At 62.8% G+C, this 17,616-nt stretch carries 22 protein-coding genes and 1 tRNA gene; 13 read left to right on the top strand and 10 right to left on the bottom strand.

Annotation, left to right across the window (positions count from 1 at the left end; all coding sequences use genetic code 11):
- The 3 genes from EDF58_RS25805 to EDF58_RS07625 all read left to right on the top strand — a co-directional run.
- Positions 1–853: retron St85 family effector protein (locus EDF58_RS25805; RefSeq protein WP_207912862.1), on the top strand; the 853-nt coding region annotated here is incomplete at its 5' end.
- The gene (locus EDF58_RS07620) at positions 846–1,781 is read left to right on the top strand and encodes a retron St85 family RNA-directed DNA polymerase (RefSeq protein WP_165921357.1); all 936 of its coding nucleotides are present in this window, start codon (positions 846–848) and stop codon (positions 1,779–1,781) included. The genes EDF58_RS25805 and EDF58_RS07620, both read left to right, overlap by 8 nt.
- A gap of 57 nt (positions 1,782–1,838) precedes the next feature.
- Positions 1,839–2,537, top strand: coding sequence for a DUF3800 domain-containing protein (locus EDF58_RS07625; protein ID WP_132264230.1), 699 nt, complete (start codon positions 1,839–1,841; stop codon positions 2,535–2,537).
- Between the two features lie 253 nt (positions 2,538–2,790).
- On the opposite strand, the gene EDF58_RS07630 is transcribed toward EDF58_RS07625, so the two are convergent.
- Positions 2,791–2,867 (bottom strand) — tRNA-Arg (locus EDF58_RS07630).
- A 159-nt stretch (positions 2,868–3,026) separates the two neighbouring features.
- Between EDF58_RS07630 and EDF58_RS07635 the strand changes: the two genes are divergently transcribed.
- Complete coding sequence (locus EDF58_RS07635; protein WP_132264232.1) at positions 3,027–3,524, top strand: MmcB family DNA repair protein; 498 nt, start codon at positions 3,027–3,029, stop codon at positions 3,522–3,524.
- 48 nt (positions 3,525–3,572) lie between these two features.
- On the opposite strand, the gene EDF58_RS07640 is transcribed toward EDF58_RS07635, so the two are convergent.
- The 4 genes from EDF58_RS07640 to EDF58_RS07650 all read right to left on the bottom strand — a co-directional run bounded on the left by EDF58_RS07640 (position 3,573) and on the right by EDF58_RS07650 (position 5,831).
- Positions 3,573–4,100 (bottom strand): hypothetical protein, encoded by a 528-nt coding sequence (locus EDF58_RS07640; RefSeq protein ID WP_132264235.1) that lies wholly within the window; start codon positions 4,098–4,100, stop codon positions 3,573–3,575.
- 243 nt (positions 4,101–4,343) lie between these two features.
- Complete coding sequence (locus EDF58_RS07645) at positions 4,344–5,141, bottom strand: bifunctional sulfur carrier protein/thiazole synthase protein (protein ID WP_134094848.1); 798 nt, start codon at positions 5,139–5,141, stop codon at positions 4,344–4,346.
- 54 nt (positions 5,142–5,195) lie between these two features.
- Positions 5,196–5,408: a sulfur carrier protein ThiS gene (gene thiS, locus EDF58_RS26690; protein ID WP_134094847.1), complete on the bottom strand. Its 213-nt coding sequence runs from the start codon at positions 5,406–5,408 to the stop codon at positions 5,196–5,198.
- Positions 5,409–5,459: 51 nt separating this feature from the next.
- Positions 5,460–5,831 carry a MerC domain-containing protein gene (locus EDF58_RS07650; RefSeq protein WP_132264237.1) on the bottom strand — a complete coding sequence of 124 codons (372 nt, stop codon included), beginning with the start codon at positions 5,829–5,831 and terminating at the stop codon, positions 5,460–5,462.
- Positions 5,832–5,943: 112 nt separating this feature from the next.
- Between EDF58_RS07650 and EDF58_RS07655 the strand changes: the two genes are divergently transcribed.
- The 5 genes from EDF58_RS07655 (at position 5,944) to bla (ending at position 9,548) form a co-directional block, all read left to right on the top strand.
- On the top strand, positions 5,944–7,032 hold the full coding sequence (locus tag EDF58_RS07655) for a COX15/CtaA family protein (protein ID WP_132264239.1): 1,089 nt from the start codon (positions 5,944–5,946) through the stop codon (positions 7,030–7,032).
- Positions 7,029–7,391, top strand: coding sequence for a divalent-cation tolerance protein CutA (gene cutA / locus EDF58_RS07660; RefSeq protein WP_243654125.1), 363 nt, complete (start codon positions 7,029–7,031; stop codon positions 7,389–7,391). The genes EDF58_RS07655 and cutA overlap by 4 nt, the downstream gene beginning before the upstream one ends.
- Positions 7,392–7,537: 146 nt before the next feature.
- Positions 7,538–8,017 carry a 50S ribosomal protein L13 gene (gene rplM, locus EDF58_RS07665; protein ID WP_054442085.1) on the top strand — a complete coding sequence of 160 codons (480 nt, stop codon included), beginning with the start codon at positions 7,538–7,540 and terminating at the stop codon, positions 8,015–8,017.
- Entirely contained in the window at positions 8,017–8,541 is a 525-nt protein-coding gene (gene rpsI / locus EDF58_RS07670) for a 30S ribosomal protein S9 (RefSeq protein ID WP_132264241.1), read from the top strand. Before rplM ends, rpsI begins: the two co-directional genes overlap by 1 nt.
- Before the next feature lie 140 nt (positions 8,542–8,681).
- Positions 8,682–9,548, top strand: a complete 867-nt coding sequence (bla, locus tag EDF58_RS07675; RefSeq protein ID WP_165921358.1) for a class A beta-lactamase — start codon at positions 8,682–8,684, stop codon at positions 9,546–9,548.
- Between the two features lie 67 nt (positions 9,549–9,615).
- Here bla and EDF58_RS07680 read toward each other — a convergent pair whose 3' ends face one another.
- Entirely contained in the window at positions 9,616–12,039 is a 2,424-nt protein-coding gene (locus EDF58_RS07680) for a membrane-bound PQQ-dependent dehydrogenase, glucose/quinate/shikimate family (protein WP_207912869.1), read from the bottom strand.
- A gap of 252 nt (positions 12,040–12,291) precedes the next feature.
- Here EDF58_RS07680 and EDF58_RS07685 point away from each other — a divergent pair, with 252 nt between their 5' ends.
- The 3 genes from EDF58_RS07685 to EDF58_RS07695 are packed head-to-tail and all read left to right on the top strand — an operon-like array spanning position 12,292 to position 13,968.
- Positions 12,292–12,675, top strand: coding sequence for a PadR family transcriptional regulator (locus tag EDF58_RS07685; protein WP_132264247.1), 384 nt, complete (start codon positions 12,292–12,294; stop codon positions 12,673–12,675).
- Positions 12,665–13,231 carry a DUF1700 domain-containing protein gene (locus EDF58_RS07690; RefSeq protein WP_132264249.1) on the top strand — a complete coding sequence of 189 codons (567 nt, stop codon included), beginning with the start codon at positions 12,665–12,667 and terminating at the stop codon, positions 13,229–13,231. Before EDF58_RS07685 ends, EDF58_RS07690 begins: the two co-directional genes overlap by 11 nt.
- Positions 13,232–13,257: 26 nt before the next feature.
- The gene (locus EDF58_RS07695) at positions 13,258–13,968 is read left to right on the top strand and encodes a DUF2807 domain-containing protein (RefSeq protein ID WP_132264251.1); all 711 of its coding nucleotides are present in this window, start codon (positions 13,258–13,260) and stop codon (positions 13,966–13,968) included.
- A gap of 114 nt (positions 13,969–14,082) precedes the next feature.
- On the opposite strand, the gene EDF58_RS07700 is transcribed toward EDF58_RS07695, so the two are convergent.
- The 3 genes from EDF58_RS07700 to EDF58_RS07710 are packed head-to-tail and all read right to left on the bottom strand — an operon-like array spanning position 14,083 to position 16,178.
- Positions 14,083–14,970 carry a metallophosphoesterase gene (locus tag EDF58_RS07700; protein WP_132264253.1) on the bottom strand — a complete coding sequence of 296 codons (888 nt, stop codon included), beginning with the start codon at positions 14,968–14,970 and terminating at the stop codon, positions 14,083–14,085.
- Positions 14,960–15,874: a diacylglycerol kinase family protein gene (locus tag EDF58_RS07705; RefSeq protein WP_132264255.1), complete on the bottom strand. Its 915-nt coding sequence runs from the start codon at positions 15,872–15,874 to the stop codon at positions 14,960–14,962. Before EDF58_RS07705 ends, EDF58_RS07700 begins: the two co-directional genes overlap by 11 nt.
- A 37-nt stretch (positions 15,875–15,911) precedes the next feature.
- A complete protein-coding gene (locus EDF58_RS07710) occupies positions 15,912–16,178 on the bottom strand; it encodes a hypothetical protein (RefSeq protein WP_132264257.1) in 267 nt (88 codons plus the stop codon).
- A gap of 285 nt (positions 16,179–16,463) precedes the next feature.
- Between EDF58_RS07710 and EDF58_RS07715 the strand changes: the two genes are divergently transcribed.
- A complete protein-coding gene (locus EDF58_RS07715) occupies positions 16,464–16,796 on the top strand; it encodes a UrcA family protein (protein ID WP_243654126.1) in 333 nt (110 codons plus the stop codon).
- Between the two features lie 73 nt (positions 16,797–16,869).
- Here the strand turns inward: EDF58_RS07715 and EDF58_RS07720 are convergent, their stop codons facing one another.
- A complete protein-coding gene (locus tag EDF58_RS07720; protein WP_132265247.1) occupies positions 16,870–17,616 on the bottom strand; it encodes a LytTR family DNA-binding domain-containing protein in 747 nt (248 codons plus the stop codon).

Raw genomic sequence — 17,616 nt, forward strand, 5'->3', positions numbered from 1 at the left:
CGATCTCGATACCCGTTCGCATGCCGCATCGTCGCACGGCACCGAAAGAATGGGAATCCCTCAAGCGGACTCATTCGTTCCGATCAATCCACTAGTTTTAGCTGAGGATTTTACGAAATCCTCGGTGTTTTCGGCTCACTACGCCGATATACTCGAGTTTGAATCTGATTTGGCTCAAATCACAGAGTTGATTATCTTGTTCTGCGAGAGTGTAGGAAGTTTCACTGAGCTTGGATCATTTGCGACGGTTGATGAAATAGCAAAGCGCCTGCTTGTTGTTATTCGCGATTTCTATGTCGAAGCTAACTCTTTTATCACCCTTGGCCCAATTACAAGTCTCAGAAACAAGCACGATCATTCGGTTTATGTTATAGAAGACGAAGTCGTCGGCATTAAAGATAATTCGCATGAAGGTATGGATTTAAAAGCTTTCCGCGATACCTTGAATATTCCTCTAAAACTTCGTTTTGAAAAAGATAGAGAACCCACAACTTTCAATGCTGAACGGCCAGGCCACATAATCAAATTGGCTGTCGGCCTAATACAAGAATACGGCGCGTTGAAATTTGACGAAATATCCGAGACTTTAAAATTGTTCAGCGTCGATGTGACGGACGAACGGCTTCGCGCATTTCTTCTCTGTGCAAAGACTGTGGGGTGGATAACCTCGCGAGTGAAAGGCTTCGATGAATTTTACGTCGCTTTAGACGGCGACGATGCCGCAACTTTCACTCTCACGGAGAACGCTCCAAACAAGAATCGGCGGCGGCGGCGATCCATGATCCGAGAGCATTGGGAACGTAACGAACCTTCCCGCTTCCGTGCAATCACAGCGAGGCCCGACGGTGAGTAAGATTATCAGGCTTCTGACGGCTGAAACGGGCCTACCAACGCACGATGTCCGCGCCATCATCAATCGCGCGCCGATCAGCTACAAGCATTATACGATTAAAAAGCGCTCAGGCGCAGATCGCCCCATTGCCCAACCCGCGCGAGAAGTGAAGCGACTTCAAAAAATATTGATGGGCTTCCTGTCAGACTTGCCGGTACATTCGGCTGCTACCGCTTACGCTCCGGGTGCATCCATTAAAGATAACGCCGAACGTCATGCGAAAAACGGCCCTATTTTAAAATTTGATTTCACGAATTTCTTCACTAGCATTCGTGAACGCGACTGGAAAAATTATTGCGCAAAGTACAATTTGTTCGATGATCCCGATGACGTCACCTTAAGCACTAAGTTATTCTTTTGCAGAGTTCCTGGAAGCACTCTTCTTAGGTTGGCTATCGGTGCCCCATCATCTCCATGGCTATCGAACGTTTTAATGTATGAGTTTGATGATCTAATATCACGAAGGGTTAGGCAAGATCAGGTAACTTACACGCGATATGCTGATGATCTAACTTTCTCCGCCAGACGGACAGGGTATCTGACACGTGTGGAGAAAATTTTAAATCGTACGCTGTCAGAAATGGAAAATCCGCGCCTTACCTTAAACCAAGAGAAAACCGTACTTGCTACGATGAAGTACAGGCGTGTTGTAACTGGTTTGGTCCTGGCCAATGACGGGCGAGTGACACTCGGCCGTGAAAGGAAAAGGCGAATTCGTGCCGCGCTACACAGCGCCTTCGCTGGGAAGCTTGACGCGGAAGCTATGACTCGATTGGCCGGGATGCTGGCGTTCGTTAAAAGCGTTGAGCCTGAGTTCTTTGAGCAAATCGCGGCGCGTTATGGCGAGAATGTCATCTCAAAATTAGCTGGATCACAGTCCCAACTTTGAACGGCTTTGATCGAGCGTGACATTGACTCATCAGCACTCGTTTGATTTTTCTCATCAATGCACTTGGTTTACATAGATGATTCCAAAGATGAGAAGACGTGCTGTTTCTCAGCTATCATTCTTCCAGCGGCTCTGTGGGTAGATGCTCTAGATCACCTGCTCGCTTTCAGACGGGCGATCAAAGCATCTCACGGGGTTTATATGCAGTTGGAGATGCATGCCACTGACTGGCTGGGAGGCAGAGGCAATGTTGCTCCCCAAACCATCGTGAGATCAGAGCGTGCGATCATTTTTCGCAAAGCGCTTGAGCATATAGCCCTTCTGCCTGAATGTAGGATCATCAACGCCCATGGACGCCGCAGTCAGGAGCTAATGCTCTTTGAACGCATGTGTAATCGGATTCAGCGAAATATGCAGGTCCGCGACAGCCGAGCCATGCTCATTTCTGATGAGGGCAAAAACTTCGACAGCCTGGTTCGCCGTTTACGCCGATACAATCCTATTCCAGGGAGATTCGGCGGTACACTCGCGCGTCCGCTAGATCGCATCATAGAAGACGTAGTTTATCGCGATTCGAAAAAAAGTTTGTTCATTCAGGCAGCAGATTTCTGCGCATTTTCGCTTCTACGCTTTGAATCTCCAACTCCAAAAATCGAGAAGCTTGGGCTAGCTGACTCGTTTTTGGCGCTCGATCACGTTCTAGAGAAAAGGGCATTTGGCGGCGATCCAAGGAAGCTTGGCATAATACGCTGCTGACGAGCGGGGCGCACTCTGGCATTCACCAGCGCAACCCCGCTTGACAAATATAGCTACTTGAGTCCGCGACTCAAGCGTGAATCGTTTAAACTTCTAGCCCAGCATGATGGATCGAGTCGAAACGTGTTTGCGATTGCGCTGAAACTGACGCGACTACGATTCGAAAACACCCCGAACAAAGCAGGCGTGCTACCCCGGTGATGCCCGCAGACACCGGCTGTGAGAGGCCAAACGACTAAGCTATTGAGAGAAATGGTGCACCCGACAGGATTCGAACCTGTGGCCTCTGCCTTCGGAGGGCAGCGCTCTATCCAGCTGAGCTACGGGTGCAGTGCCCGCGGCGACTAGCAGAGCATGAGCGGTGTTGCCAGCGCCAAATCACTTCGATCCATCATGGACTTGGGAAAAACCTGTCGGCCGTTCTGGCTGGGCCAGCGCTCCAGATGCCTTGCGGCTTGAAAGTTCCCTCTATGTTCCTATTATGCCGCGATGGCCGAAGCTGATTCTCCGCTCGTTTCTCCCGCTCTTTCTCTCGTCGCCGCCGATGTGGCGCGCGGAATAGGGCGGCTTTTTGCTCGTAACGACATCTGGTGCCTGCCGGAAATGTCGCTGCGCTGCGGGCGCCGCGCCGATCTCATGGGCATCGACGCGAAGGGGCATGTCGTCATCGTCGAAATCAAGGTCTCGCGCGCGGACTTGCTGGGGGACGGCAAATGGCCCGACTATCTGGACTATTGCGACCGTTTCTACTGGGGGCTGCCCCCCTCGCTGGACCGGGCGCCGCTGGAAACCGAGCCGTTCCTGCCCGACCAGTGCGGCGTGATCGTTGCCGATGGCTACGATGCCGAGATTCTGCGCCCGGCGCCGCTGCGCCAGCTTGCCGCGGCACGGCGCAAGGTGGAAACCGAGCGTCTGGCCCGCGCTTCGCTCCGGCGTCTGGTTACCCTGGGCGATCCGCAGACCCTGCAATGGGGCAGCGAAAGCTGACGTGCGGGCGAGACGATCCGGCGCCGAAGCACCGGATCGGCCCGAAACTCAGGCGATCTCCTTCTCGATCCATTCCGGATAGAACGACGGTTCGCGCTCCGACCAGCCAGATGCCGTGGCCGCCGCTTCACTGATCGAGTGAAGCAACGTCTTGCGGCGATCGGGGCGGATCTGGGGAAGCGCGGCGGCTCCGCAGAAGGCGCCGGGCAGCCAGGGCCTTACCCAACCGCCAAGCAGGCGTTCGTAAAGGAACCGGAAGGCCGGGAACGATTCGATGCGTTCCTGGGCGAGATCGAAGGCGGCGACGTAAAGCAGCTTGCCCATGAACGCGGCAATGTCGTCGAAGCCGAATTCGTCAGGCCGCATCTCGCGCAGCGCAGCGAGATCCGCGTAGGCTTCGTATTGCTTGCGGATCGAGGTGGCTTCGACGCCGTCCCGCGCCCAGAGACCCAGAGCATCCTGCCGGCCCAGTCCCACGTCCAGGCTGCGCCGGATGTAGCGCTGCTCGCAGGGCGTGAAGCTGGCGAATTCCCGCAGCTCCCCGATGGTGATGGTGGCCTTTCCCGTGTGAGTCATGGTCCTGATCCTCGTGACACGGAAGGACAATCCTCCCTGTCACTAGAACCAATCTCCGCCTCTTCGGTTGCTACAGCCTTAACCGGATAATGGTTTCAACCCGATAATGGCCGCAAGATTCTTGCAGCATTTCATTTCGGGACGCTTTGAAAATGGCCGTCCGCGGCACTTTTCCGTCACAATCGGCCATGCTGCAGCAGAGCTATCGGCCATCGTGAAGAAAAATGCCCCGCGGCCGATTTCTCAGATCAGGCCGGCGAGCGGGCTGGAGGGATCGGCGTAGCGGCGCTGCGCCATGCGCCCTGCCAGATAGGCATCGCGGCCAGCCTCGACCGCCAGCTTCATGGCGCGAGCCATGCGGATCGGGTCGCGGGCTTCGGCGATCGCGGTATTCATCAGCACGCCGTCGCAGCCCAGCTCCATCGCCACGGCGGCTTCCGAGGCCGTACCCACGCCAGCATCGACGAGGACCGGCACTTTGGCCCCCTCAACGATCAGGCGGACGGTCACCTTGTTCTGGATGCCCAGGCCCGAGCCGATCGGCGCGCCCAGCGGCATGACCGCCACGGCGCCGGCATCCTCAAGCTGCTTGGCCGCGATCGGATCGTCCACGCAGTAGACCATCGGCAGGAAGCCTTCGTTCGCGAGGATTTCGGTGGCCTTCAGCGTCTCGCGCATGTCGGGATAAAGCGTCCGCGCCTCGCCCAGAACTTCCAGCTTCACCAGATCCCAGCCGCCCGCTTCGCGCGCCAGCCGCAAGGTGCGGATGGCGTCTTCGGCGGTGAAGCAGCCGGCGGTATTAGGCAGGTAGGTGATTTTCCGGGGATCGATGAAGTCGGTCAGCATCGGCGCCTTGGGGTCCGAAACATTGACCCGGCGCACCGCCACCGTGACGATCTCCGCGCCCGAAGCCTCCACCGCCGCCGCGTTCTGTTCGAAATCCTTGTACTTACCGGTGCCGACGATCAGGCGCGAACGGAAGGTCCGGCCAGCGACAGTCCAGGAATCGGTGGTCGAGGAATCGGAGACGGTATCGGTCAAGGTTCGCGTCCTTTCGGGGAACGGGTATGTCAGGGATCGGTCCGGCGAACAGGTTCAGCCACCGCCCACGAAGTGGACGATCTCCAGCACGTCGCCATCGGCCAGCAGCACATCGGCCAGGGTCGAGCGCGGGGCGATCTCGCCATTGCGCTCGACGGCGACCTTGCGGGGATCGAGGCCGATGCCCGACACGAGATCGGCAATCGAGGAACCGGGCGCCACGCGGCGCGGTTCGCCGTTCACGGTGAGGGAAAGTTCTTCAGCCATGGGCCGCAGATAGCGCGGAGAAACGATTTGGAAAGTGCCCAATCGGCACTTTCAATGCGCGCGGTGCAAGTTCCGGATGTGTGCGAAGGCGACAAGCGCGACGCCGAAAATGGTCAGCACCGATTCTGCCAGGCCATGACCGACGACGATGGCCGTGGCCATGAGCGCCAGGCCCAGGCCGCCGATCACCAGGGGTCCCACGCGGCCATGGCGCACGACGCCGAAGCCCAGGGAGATCACGCCGACCACCAGGGCCAGCCCCAGGCCGACGCGGTGAACCTCGGGCGAGAGCAGAACTTCGCCGCCAAGCCCCAGGAAACCCACGAAAAACACGCCGAGAATACAGTGAATCGCGCAAAGACCGCTGAGGACGATGCCTGCCCGGTCCAGCCGGTTTCGAATCGCGATGATGGCGGTGCGCATGACTGCCCATGTATGAGACGTTGTAACATTCATCAAGTCCTGACTGTGTCATGAAACATTCGGTCGACGTGCCCCTTGCGCATTTCGTCGCAAGATCGCAGGGATTTGCGTCATGAGAGTCCCTGACGGTCGCCCCCTCCTCGGTACAGCCGACGATATCGCCCCCATGGTTCGCTGGCTGCTGATCGTTGCCGCGCTGGTCATCCTTATCGTCGCGGTCGGCGGCATAACCCGGCTGACCGAATCCGGCCTGTCGATCACCCAGTGGAAGCCGCTCACCGGCGCCATTCCCCCGCTGACCGACGCGCAGTGGCAGGCCGAGTTCGCCCGCTACAAGCAGATCCCGCAATATATCGATGTCAACGGCCCGGCGGGCATGACCCTGTCCCAATACAAGTTCATCTACTTCTGGGAGTGGGTGCACCGCCTGCTGGCCCGCGTGATCGGTCTGGCCTTTGCGCTGCCGCTGGCGTGGTTCTGGTACAAGCGCACGATTCCCCTGGGCTACAAGCCGCGCCTGGTCGCGCTGTTGGCGCTGGGCGGGCTGCAAGGCGTGGTCGGCTGGTGGATGGTCTCTTCGGGCCTCTCCGCCGAGGCTGCGGACCGGGTGAGCCATTTCCGCCTTGCCGCGCACCTGCTGGTGGCGCTGACAACCCTGGGCGGTCTGGTCTGGACGGCGCTGGACCTTCGCGAACTGCGACGTGGCCAGGCCCCTGCCCGCCTCAACCGCTTCGGCGCCCTCGCCCTGGCCATGCTGTTCATCCAGCTCTTCATGGGCGCGATGGTGGCAGGCCTGCGCGCCGGCTATGTCGCGGGCATGGGCTGGTTCTCCATGGACGCCTGGCCGCTGATGCAGGGCAGCTTCTTCCCTGACGGCGTGGAATGGGCCGGCGGCGCGCTCCATGCGCTGGTCAACGACCCGTTCCTCACCCACTTCGTGCACCGCTGGTGGGCCTGGGCCGTGGTCGCCGTGCTGATCGTGATGGGCCGCAGGCTCAAGGCCCGCCATGCGCGTCTCGCTTCGATCGCCGTCCATTCCGCGTTCGGCACTCAAGTGCTGCTCGGCATCTTCACGGTGTGGTCTGGCGTGGCGCTCTGGCTTGCCGTGGCGCACCAGCTCTGCGGCGCGCTGCTCGTTGCGGCCACGGTCTGGGGCGCGCATTGCCTGGGCCGCCGCGACCAGGTCGGGCTTGGCATGTGACGGACCATGTGACCGGGCAGGCCAACGGCCCGGCGCTTACCCCCGCGCTCATCTGGTGCCCCTTCCCCGATGAGGAGAGCGCGCTGAAGGCTGCCAATGCCCTGCTCGACGAGGGCCTGGCCGCCTGCGCCAACCTGCTCCCGGCGATGACCTCGCTCTTCGTCTGGAACGGCGAGAAGGGCACGAGCCGCGAGCAAGGCCTGCTGGTGAAGACCAACGCCGCCCTGCTCGATGCCGCCACGGCGCGGCTGGCCGAAATTCATCCTTACGAGGAGCCCGCGGTGCTGGGCTGGCGGTGCGACACTGCCGCGCCGGCTACTACCGCCTGGCTGGCCGCGATCGGCAGCACGCAACCTTAGAGGTATTATTTTACCTCTCTGGAATGCCGCGCTCTGCTTGACTTGCCGGCCCTTTTCGACGATTTGGCCGCCTTCCCGCGGTGCCGGAGATTCGTGAAAGCGATCGATTCGGCCTCCGCGACATGAACATTAGGGATAGACCAGCCATGAAGGCGCTTACGAAGGTCACCCGGTCGATCAAGCCGGCCGAGGTGGAAAAGAAGTGGCATCTGATCGATGCCGAGGGTCTGGTGGTTGGCCGTCTCGCGGTCGTTATCGCCGACCTCCTGCGCGGCAAGCACAAGCCGAGCTTCACCCCGCACGTCGATTGCGGCGACCACGTCGTCGTGATCAACGCCGAGAAGGTGAAGTTCACCGGCAAGAAGCTGGGCGACAAGACCTACTACAAGCACACCGGTTATGCCGGCGGCATCAAGGAAGTGACCGCGGACAAGGTTCTCGCCGGTCGTTTCCCCGAGCGCGTGCTTGAAAAGGCTGTTGAGCGCATGATCCCCCGTGGTCCGCTCGGCCGTGACCAGATGCGCGCCCTGCACCTCTATGCAGGCACCGAGCACCCGCACGGTGGTACCCAGCCCGAAGCGCTCGACGTCGCTTCCATGAACCGCAAGAACAAGGTGGGCGCGTAATGTCCGATACCGAAACCGTCCAGAGCCTGTCCGACCTCAAGGACCTCGGCGAAGTCGCTACCGCCGTTGAAACGTCGGAAGAGACCTTCACGCCCGTCGTTTCGAACGCGCCCCTGCGCGAGCAGCAGCTCGACGCCTATGGCCGCGCTTACGCCACCGGCCGCCGCAAGGACGCCGTGGCCCGCGTGTGGGTGAAGCCCGGCACCGGCAAGGTCATCATCAACGGCCGCGACCAGGAAGTGTACTTTGCACGTCCGACACTGCGTCTCGTCATCAACCAGACCTTCCAGGTTGCTGGTCGTGACGGCCAGTACGACGTGATCGCCACCGTCAAGGGCGGCGGTCTCTCGGGCCAGGCAGGCGCCGTGAAGCACGGTATCGCCCAGGCACTCTCGAAGTACGAGCCCGCCCTGCGCGCCGCCGTCAAGGCTGCCGGCTTCCTTACCCGCGACCCGCGCGTCGTCGAGCGTAAGAAGTATGGCCGTGCGAAGGCACGTCGTAGCTTCCAGTTCTCGAAGCGTTAATTCGCTTACCGAGAGCTTCGGCTTTACGAAAAGGGGTCGCGGGCAACCGCGGCCCTTTTTTGTTGCTTTGTTGCACGGCCTGTTTTGTTTCTAAGCCGTGAGATAGCCGGATGCGCGTCCGGATTGCGCCGAGGGAAACGATGGACCATGCCCTTTCCCGCCGTCACCTGATCGCTGGCCTCGCCCTGGCTGCACTCGCCTGTCCCGCCCAGGCAGCGTCCGATCTGGAAGAAATCGAGCGACAGCACGGCATGCGCATCGGCGCGGTCATGCGCGGCAGCGATGGCAGGATCCATTTCGCCCACCGCGCGGACGAGCGGTTCCGGCTCTGCTCCACATTCAAGATCTTCCTGGCCGCCGAAGTGTACCGCCAAGCGGCCACTAATCCGCACCTGCTGCAACGCCCGGTCACGATCCGCGATACCGACCGGCTCGGCAATTCGCCGGTGACCGCCCGGCAGCGGGACGGCAGCACATTGTCTGCCGAGATGCTGTGCAAGGCCGCCGTCCAGTACAGCGACAATTCGGCAGCCAACTACCTGCTCGATCTCGTCGGCGGCCCACCGGCCGTGACCCGGCTGTTCCGCACCCTTGGCGACAACATTTCGCGGCTGGACCGCATGGAGCCCGCGCTGAACCTGGGCGCCCCCGAAGACTTCCGCGACACCACCACACCCGCCGCGATCGCCCGTTCGCTGGGAACCCTGCTGCTGACGTCGACCGTTCTGGGCGACCACCAGCGCGCGACGCTACTGGGCTGGATGCGGAACGAACAGAACGGCACTCGGCGCATTCGCGCGGGCGTGCCCAGGGGTTGGACCGTGGCGAACAAGCCGGGGACCAACGATGCGGGCGCGGTCAACGATATCGCCATCATACGGCCCCCGTCGGGCGGCTCCTTCGTCCTGACGGTCTACACCGCTTCGGCGGAGAATCGCGTTACCCAAAGCGAAAGCGTGATCGCCGCAATCGCCGGCATGGCCGCGCTGAAGATCCCCAGGCGCTGAATCGAAAAGGGGCGCCGCAGGAAAGCGGCGCCCCTTGTCTTGCAGGGCTGACGGATCGGCCCGAGACTCAGCTTTGGGGCAGGGCGTAAGCGACGAGGTAGTCGCCGGTCTTCGTGCCCAGGCCGCCATGGCCGCCTGCGGCGATCAGGACGTATTGCCTGCCGTCCACCGAATAGGTCATCGGCGTGGCATTGCCGCCGGCCGGGAGACCGGCCTCCCACAACGTCTTGCCGGTCCGCACGTCCACCGCGCGGAACATGTTGTCTGCCGTGGCGCCGATGAAATCGAGGCCGCCGGCGGTCATCATGTTGCCGCCGATATTGAAGATGCCGGTCGGCAGCGGCAGGTTGGTATGGGTTCCGCCCAGGCCCGTGGCGCGGGTGTCGCCGATGGGGCGCTGCCAGACGATCTTGTGAGTCACCAGATCGATGGCAGTCAGGGTGCCCCACGGCGGCGGGTTACAGGGCACGCCGATCGGGTTCAGCCAGGGGTGGACCATGCCGACGTAGGGCGTGCCGTACTGCGGCGCGATTCCGGGACCGATCCTGGGCTCGTTGCCCGAACCGTTCCAAGGCGGCACCGCGCCCGACTTCTCGAAGGGCTCACGCGGCTTCATGGTAATCATGAAGGGGATGTAGTTCGAGTTTGCGATCAGCAACTTGCGCTGCGGATCGATGGTGGCGCCGTGCCAGTCGATCACCCCGTCGAAGGCCGGGTAGACGATGGTCTGCTTGAGCTGGGGCGGCGTGAACTGCCCTTCGTAATGCGCCTTTCGGAACTGGATGCGGCACATCATCTGGTCGATCGGCGTCGCGCCCCAGAGGTGGTTCTCGACGAGGTCGGCGGGCGTCAGCGACGGCATGCCGACGGGGTAGGACTGGGTCTTTGCCAGGGTCTCGCCCGGAACGCCGTCCTGCGGGACCGGCTTTTCGATGGTTTCGACCACGGGCTTGCCGGTGCGGCGATCCAGCACCCAGAATTCACCGCGCTTCGACGATTGGACAAGGGCAGGGACCGTCTTCCCGCCGATGGGCAGGTCCACCAGCGAAGGACCGATCGGCAGGTCCATGTCCCACACGTCGTGGTGAGTGGTCTGGAAGTGCCACTTGGGCGTCCCGGTGGTGATGTCCAAGGCGACGATGGAGCTGGAATATGCCTCGTCGAAAGGACGGCGTCCGCCGCCGAAGTAGTCCGGCGTGGCGTTGCCCAGCGGCAGGTAGACCATGTTGAGGTCCGGATCGGCGGTATAGACGCCCCAGGCATTGGGCGTGCCGCGCGTCAGCACGGTATCGTCGCCGGGATGCACCACCTGATCGGGATGGCCGACGTCCCAGGCCCAGATGATCTTGCCGGAGACCGGATCGAAGGCCCGGATCGCGCCCGAAGGCTCGTTGCGGGACTGGTTGTCGTAGACCCAGCCGCCCAGGATCATGCGGTCGTGAACGACCAGCGGCGGCGAGGTGACGAAGTGGAAGCCCGCCGGAACGTGGCCGAGGTACTTGGCCAGGCTGATGAAGCCATGGTCGCCGAAGTCCTCGCAGGGCTTACCCGTCTCGGCATTGAGCGCCATGATCCGCGCGTCCAGCACGGGGGCCAGGATGCGCGTGGGGCAGACGCTGCTCTTGCCTTCCGGCGCACGGTAATAGGCGACGCCGCGGCAGGCCAAGTAGACGTCGGCGTCGGTATTGGCCTTGGGGTCGAACTTCCACTTCACTTTGCCGGTGCGCGCATCGAGCGCCTCGACCCAGGAGTGGCCGGTGCAGACATAGACCGTGTCGCCGACCTTGATCGGCGTCACTTCGAAGTTGAATTCGTGGCCGGCATCGGTGCCGCCGATATCCTCGCCCGGGCGCATCGTGTCGCCGGTCTGGGTGGTCCAGGCCACCTTGAGGTTCTTCACGTTGGCCGTGTTGATCTGGTCCAGCGGAGAAAAGCGGTCTCCCTTGGCGGTGCGGCCGTAATACCACCAGTCCTCGGCGGGTACCGAACCGTCCACCTGGCCGGCGAAGAGGCGGTTTCCGGCGTCTCCCGCCACGCCCACCGGCTGCGCGAAGCCGGCGATCAGCACCACGATCGCCAGGCCGCTGGCCAGGGCAGGGGCCAGGACGGCATGGCGGGCGAGGGGCCGCCGATCGGTTGCCGGCACGATCCCGCGCCGCACCCAGGGCAGCGACAGCCACAGGCCCAGCACGGTGGGCGCCACCAGCCTCGGCTCCAGCCCCCAACCGTTCAGTCCCACCTCGTGAAGCGCCCAGAGCACGGTGCCCACCAGCAGCGCGCCATAGAGCCACAGCGCCTCCGGTCTTCGTCGCAGCGCCAGGATCCCGGTGGCGATCAGGGCGAGCCCGGCGACGAGATAATAGAGGGAACCCGCCAGCGTCGCGAGATAGACGCCGCCGGCCGTGAACACGGCGCCGACCGCAAGGAGGACCAATGCGGTGAACCAGGGCTGGCGATGCGGGGAGGGGAATCGAGAGGGGGGCTGTGTCAAAGTGTTTCTCCTTGGCCACTCCCGACAATTCACGGCTCGGCGCGTGGTTGCAGCGAAACGGCGCAAAGGCGCGGAACAATTGGAATTTCCTGCCGCCAAGGCTCGGCAAGGCGGGGCCAAGGCGGGTTTACACGGTGCCAGATACCTGGTCATAGCAAGGTACCTTGCCACGCCCCGTACTAATCTTGGCAAGGTACCTTGCGTTACACGGTAGCTTGCAATATACACTCCTCATTCGCAGGAGATGATTCGATGTCCGAAATCGAAGTGCAGCTGAAAAAGGGAGTGCTCGGCCTGTGCGTGCTCGCCCTGCTGTCGCGGGGGGACAGCTACGCCTACGAGATCGCCAGCCGCATGGCCGCGGCGGTCGATATGGGTGAGGGCACGATCTATCCGCTCATGCGCCGCATGCAGTCGGATGGCCTCGTGGCGACCTATTTGGAGGAATCCCCCTCGGGTCCGCCGCGCAAGTACTACCGCATCACCGAAACCGGCCGCAGCCGCCTTGCCGAACAGGTAGAGGAATGGCGCGGCTTCACCGCCGCCGTCGACGGGCTGATCGAAGAGGCTGCCGCCCCTTCGCCCGATGCTCCGATGGAAGGCCCCATCGCAGAGGAGCCGAGCCATGACGCGTAACGAATTCATCCGGCGCCTGAAGGCCGGTCTCAAGGGCATGCCGCAAGGCGATGTCGCCGAGATCGCAGCCGACTACGAAGAGCACTTCGAAGCCGGCGCCGCCGAAGGCCGCAGCGAACAGGAAGTGGCCGCCGCCCTTGGCGATCCCGGCCGCCTTGCCCGCGAACTCCGCTTCGAGGCAGGCTTCCGCAACTGGGAAAGCGGACGCTCGCCGTCCTCCGCCTGGGGCGCGATCCTGGCCTTCATGGGGCTGGCGACCATCGACATCCTGATCCTGCTGCCCATCGTCTTGCCGGTGCTGGGCGTGATGTTCGGCCTCTACGTCGCGGCCATCGCCGTGTTCGTGGCAGGCGGCTTCATGCTGATCGCCGGGCCGTTCAGCGGCTTTCCGGGCGGCATCCTCGTCGCGATCCTGGGCGGCCTCGGCACGATGAGCGCCGCCGTGGCGATCGCCGCGCTGCTGACATTGGTCAGCATCTGGATCATCAATGCCCTCATGTGGTTCGGCCGCCTTCACTACCGCGTGATCGAACCCGCCATCCACCCCGAAAACTGAGAAAAACGAGAGAAAGGAACCAAGTGATGTTCAGGAAACTGCTCATCGTATTCGCCAGCGGCGTGATCCTGACGATCGTCGCTTTCAGCGCGGCCTGGTTGATCGGCGGGGACAAGTTCCGCCAGGACATCCACAGCGGAGACTTCAACTGGACCATGGACGGTGACGATACGGACAGCCCGCAGATCACCCGCAACTTCCAGATCCAGCCCGGCGCCCGCCTGGCCATGGACATCCCCGTCCAGCTCGTCTTCACCAAGGGCGACAAGGCCGAGATGGTCGTCACCGGCCCGCAAAAGCTGGTCGACCGCCTGACCTGGGAAAACGGCCGCCTGGACGTGAAGGGCAAGTGGCACGGCCGCAAGGGCCTGAAGGTCCGCATCTCCGCGCCCGAGATCGAAGGCCTCGATTTCGAAGCGCCGGGCGACGTGACCCTGACCGGGCTCGACCAGGACAGCCTGACCGTGAACGGCAACGGCGCTCTCAGCCTCGAAGCCTCGGGCAAGGTCCGCAAGCTGGCCGTGACCGCCGAAGGCGCGGGTAACCTGGACTTCGGCAAGGTCGAAGCCCGCGATGCCCTGATCCGCGTCAATGGCGCAGGCAATATCACCATCGGTGCCACCGGCACGGTCGACGTTGCCATCAACGGCATCGGCAATGTCAGCCTGGTGCGCAAGCCCGCCAACCTCAAGACCGAGATCAACGGCATCGGCAACGTCGATCACGACTACAAGTAAGCATTCCCAGAGCCGTCGCCGCGGCCCTTCCCGCAGCGACGGCAGAAATGAAAAGGGCCGCACCGTTTCGACGGTGCGGCCCTTTCTCTTTGTCGTTGGCCAGACCTCGGACGATCAGTGCACCGGCGGATCGACCGGCGGCACCGCGCCCACCGGCGCCACCGGCTCGCCCGGTTCGCGCGGGGGCAGGGCGTTCTCGGGCACCTGGTCGATCTGCATGGCCGATGTCGGCAAATGATCGAGATTGCGGGCGACCACGTTGATCCGGTCGCCCTCGATGGTGATTTCGTTGAAGCTGGGCGGGGTCGAGCGAATCCGCTTCGACAGCGTGCCCGCGCCGATCATCCGCAGCGGCCCGGCCGGAGTCTCGGCGGTGAGGTCGAAAGCATCGTGAATGTGGCCAGACAGCACGGCCATGACCTTGCGGCCTGCCAGCACTTCCATCGTCCGGGTGCCGTTGATCGTCAGCAGCTTGTTGTCCTTGGCGCGTCGCTCGGTCAGCGGGTGATGCGCGGCGATCAGCACGCGGGTTCCCGCGGGCAGGGCATCGATGGCGGCCAGAGTTTCGGCCAGCGCCTTTTCCGTCACCCATCCGTTCGACCAGGGGAAGCGCTGCCACTGGGCGCGCGTGGTGGTCTTGAGCGGAACGATGGCCAGGCCCGGCAGGTGAAGCTCTGCCTCCACCATGCTCTCGATGGCGTGGAACCGCTTGTAGGGCGCGAAAAACCGTTCGTAGAGGTTGAAATAGGGGATGTCGTGATTCCCCACTTCGACCGTCACTGGCACGTCCAGCCCCTTGATCCACGTCGTCGCCGCGTCGAATTCGGGATGACGTGCGCGCATGGTCAGATCGCCGGTGATGGCGACGGCATCGGGCTTTTCACGCGCGATGCAGGACTTCGCCCAATCGATGGCGCGTCTGTCCTCCAACCCGAAATGGATGTCGCTCAAGTGGAACAGGCGGATCGGATCGCCCGGCGAGAGAGAGTTTTCAGGAAGCATTGCGGGTCGTTACCAGATCGACTTCGCAAGTTGCGAGGTAAAACTCCTCCTCCGCGCCGCCATCGAAAGGTTCGCCGTCGATCAGCAGGCCCATCGGCTCGCCATCGGGGCAGACCAGCTTGAGCCGGCGATGGCTGCCGAGCGAATCGTGCGGTCCGTCGCGAAAGTCGCGGTTGAGCAGGGCGATGCCCTGGCCGGCATAGTCCGCCAGCGATTCGGCGTAATAGCCGTTCGCCTCCAGCCCGCTTTCGCCGGGCGTGACGGTGATGGCGGCATATCCGTCCTCGCGGCCGCAATCCGATTCGGCGCAGAATACCTTGGGGCCGTTCGCGGACCAGGAGATCGCCTGCCGCGCGGTGTTGACGAATTCGACGATGTTCACCGCGCGCATGGCCTCGCGCACCTCGTTCCAGACGGTGCCGGGTCCGGCGAGCACGCCGGTCAGGCCGATTCCGTGGCGACTGGCGATGACGGTCGGCCGCACCGTGTCGAGCGGGCCGCCGGCGAGGCGGGCGACGATCTCTTCCACGGGGACATCGCCGTGCAGGCGCTTGGGCAGCATGTTCATCGTGCCGCCGGGCAGCACCAGCACCGCGCCGCTCCAGCCGCTGGCCGCCGCAACTACCGAATGCGTGGTGCCGTCACCGCCGAAGGTGACCAGCAGATCCACTTGCGCGGCATCGAGCACGGCCGGTGTCGGCGCATCCTCTTCGGGAAAGCGCAAGGTGCGGACCACCGGAAAGCCGGCATCGGCCAGGTTTTCCTCGACCCGGGAAACGGAGGCATCGTCATTGCTGCCGCTGGCAGCGTTGCAGACCAGCCATACCCGGGGCAGCGGCGCGGCGGACTGCGGGATTCCGGCCTGCTGGCCAGGACGAGAGCGGGGATGTTCCGTTTGCGTCATGCCGCCAGAAACCTGCCTCGCCCCGCCGGGTTCCCGATCAAAGCCGTCCGCTGGAGATCAGCCAGGCGGAAAGGCCGTTGAGACCGGAGTAGAGGATGTAGACCCAGGCCCAGCCCGCCGACCCGCCGGCCACGGCGATCATCGCGCCCAGCAGCATCACGAATTCGACGACAAGGCTGAAGCGCCCGCCCAGGGGCTGGAAGAACCACGGGATCTGCGAAAGCATTCGATGGCCGCTTTCGAGCACCGCCTTGTGCGCGGCGAAGTTGAATATCCCAAGGAAGAAGACGAGGATCAGTCCCATAAGTACATACAAATGGTACCGTCAAACGGCGAGGAAAGCCAGCTTTCGAATAGACCGCGATTTTCGCAGTGCTGATTCGCCGTAGTTCTTTCGCGCAGCCCGGATCGCAAGACGTCGTTCGTCGACACCCAATGTCGTTCATCCCCACCACCCGGCCTTCGTCGACCTTGAACGGGTGACGGTCGAGCCTCGCGTGAAGCTGCGGCGATTCGGCTGCAAACAGGTTTCACCGAGCCGGTTGCGACGAAACTCTCTGCACACGGCTCCCCTGAGGAGGAAGAGACGATGTTCAAGACCAACATGATCGCCGCCGCTGCTGCCGGGCTTGTCCTTGGTGCCGTGGTTGCCGCAACCGCCCCGGCCCCCGCTTTCGCCAAGAATGTCGAAGTGCGCTATTCCGACCTGAATCTCTCGACGCCGGAAGGCCAGCAGAAGCTGGAACGCCGCATCGATACCGCCGCGCGTGAAGCCTGCGACTACAACCGCGTCACCACCGGGTCGCGCCTGCGCAGCTCCGATGCCACCGAATGCTACAGCAAGGCCCGTGCCGACGTCAGCGCGCAGGTTGCCGGCGCTGTCGACAAGGCCGGCGCCGAACGGCTCGCGGTCGGCCAGTAAGTCCGATCTTGGAGACGCCCCACACCCTATCCCGAAGTCCCTTAAAAAATAACCGGATATGACCTGGCGGGCCCTAGCGGCCCGCCATTTTTTTTACGGTCGGCAGATAAGTCCGGCCGATACGCAAGGCATCGCCGCTGGCGGTTTCCACCGACCACACCCCCAGCCCTTCGTGCCGAAGGCCGGTGACATGATCGCGGCGCAGGATGCAACTGCGGTGGATGCGGATGAAGCGTTCGGGATCGAGCCGCTCCTCCAGGCTGGTGATGGTCTGGAGCAGAAGGTAGCTCTGGCCCCGCACATGCAGCCGCACATAGTCGCGCTCGGCATCGATGCGCTCGACGTCGGCCGCCGGCACGCGCACCAGTTCGGAGCGATGCGGCACCCAGAATTCCTCCAGCCACTGGCTGGTCGGCGCCGTGCGCTGGTCTCCGCGCCGCGACATCACCCGGCCCACGGCCCGCTCCAGCCGGTCCGGCGCCACGGGCTTGAGCACATAGTCGATGGCATCGAGGTCGAAAGCCTCGACCGCGAACTCGTCATGCGCGGTGACGAAGATCACCGCTGGCGCATCGGGCTTGCCCGAGAGACGCCGGGCCACGGTGAGTCCGTCAGTTTCCGGCATGGTCAGGTCGAGCAGGACGAGATCCGGCGTCAGCGCGTCGATCAGGCGCAGCGCGGCCTGGCCGTCGCTGGCCGTGCCGATGACCGAGACGCCCTCGATCCGCGAGCAGATGACCTGCATGCGTTCCACCGCCAGCGGCTCGTCGTCGACGATCAGCGCACGAAGCGGCGCCGCCTCGGAAAGTTCAGGGGAAAT

Origin of the sequence: Novosphingobium sp. PhB57, from assembly GCF_004342985.1 — a bacterium.
In the GTDB taxonomy this organism is placed as follows: domain Bacteria; phylum Pseudomonadota; class Alphaproteobacteria; order Sphingomonadales; family Sphingomonadaceae; genus Novosphingobium.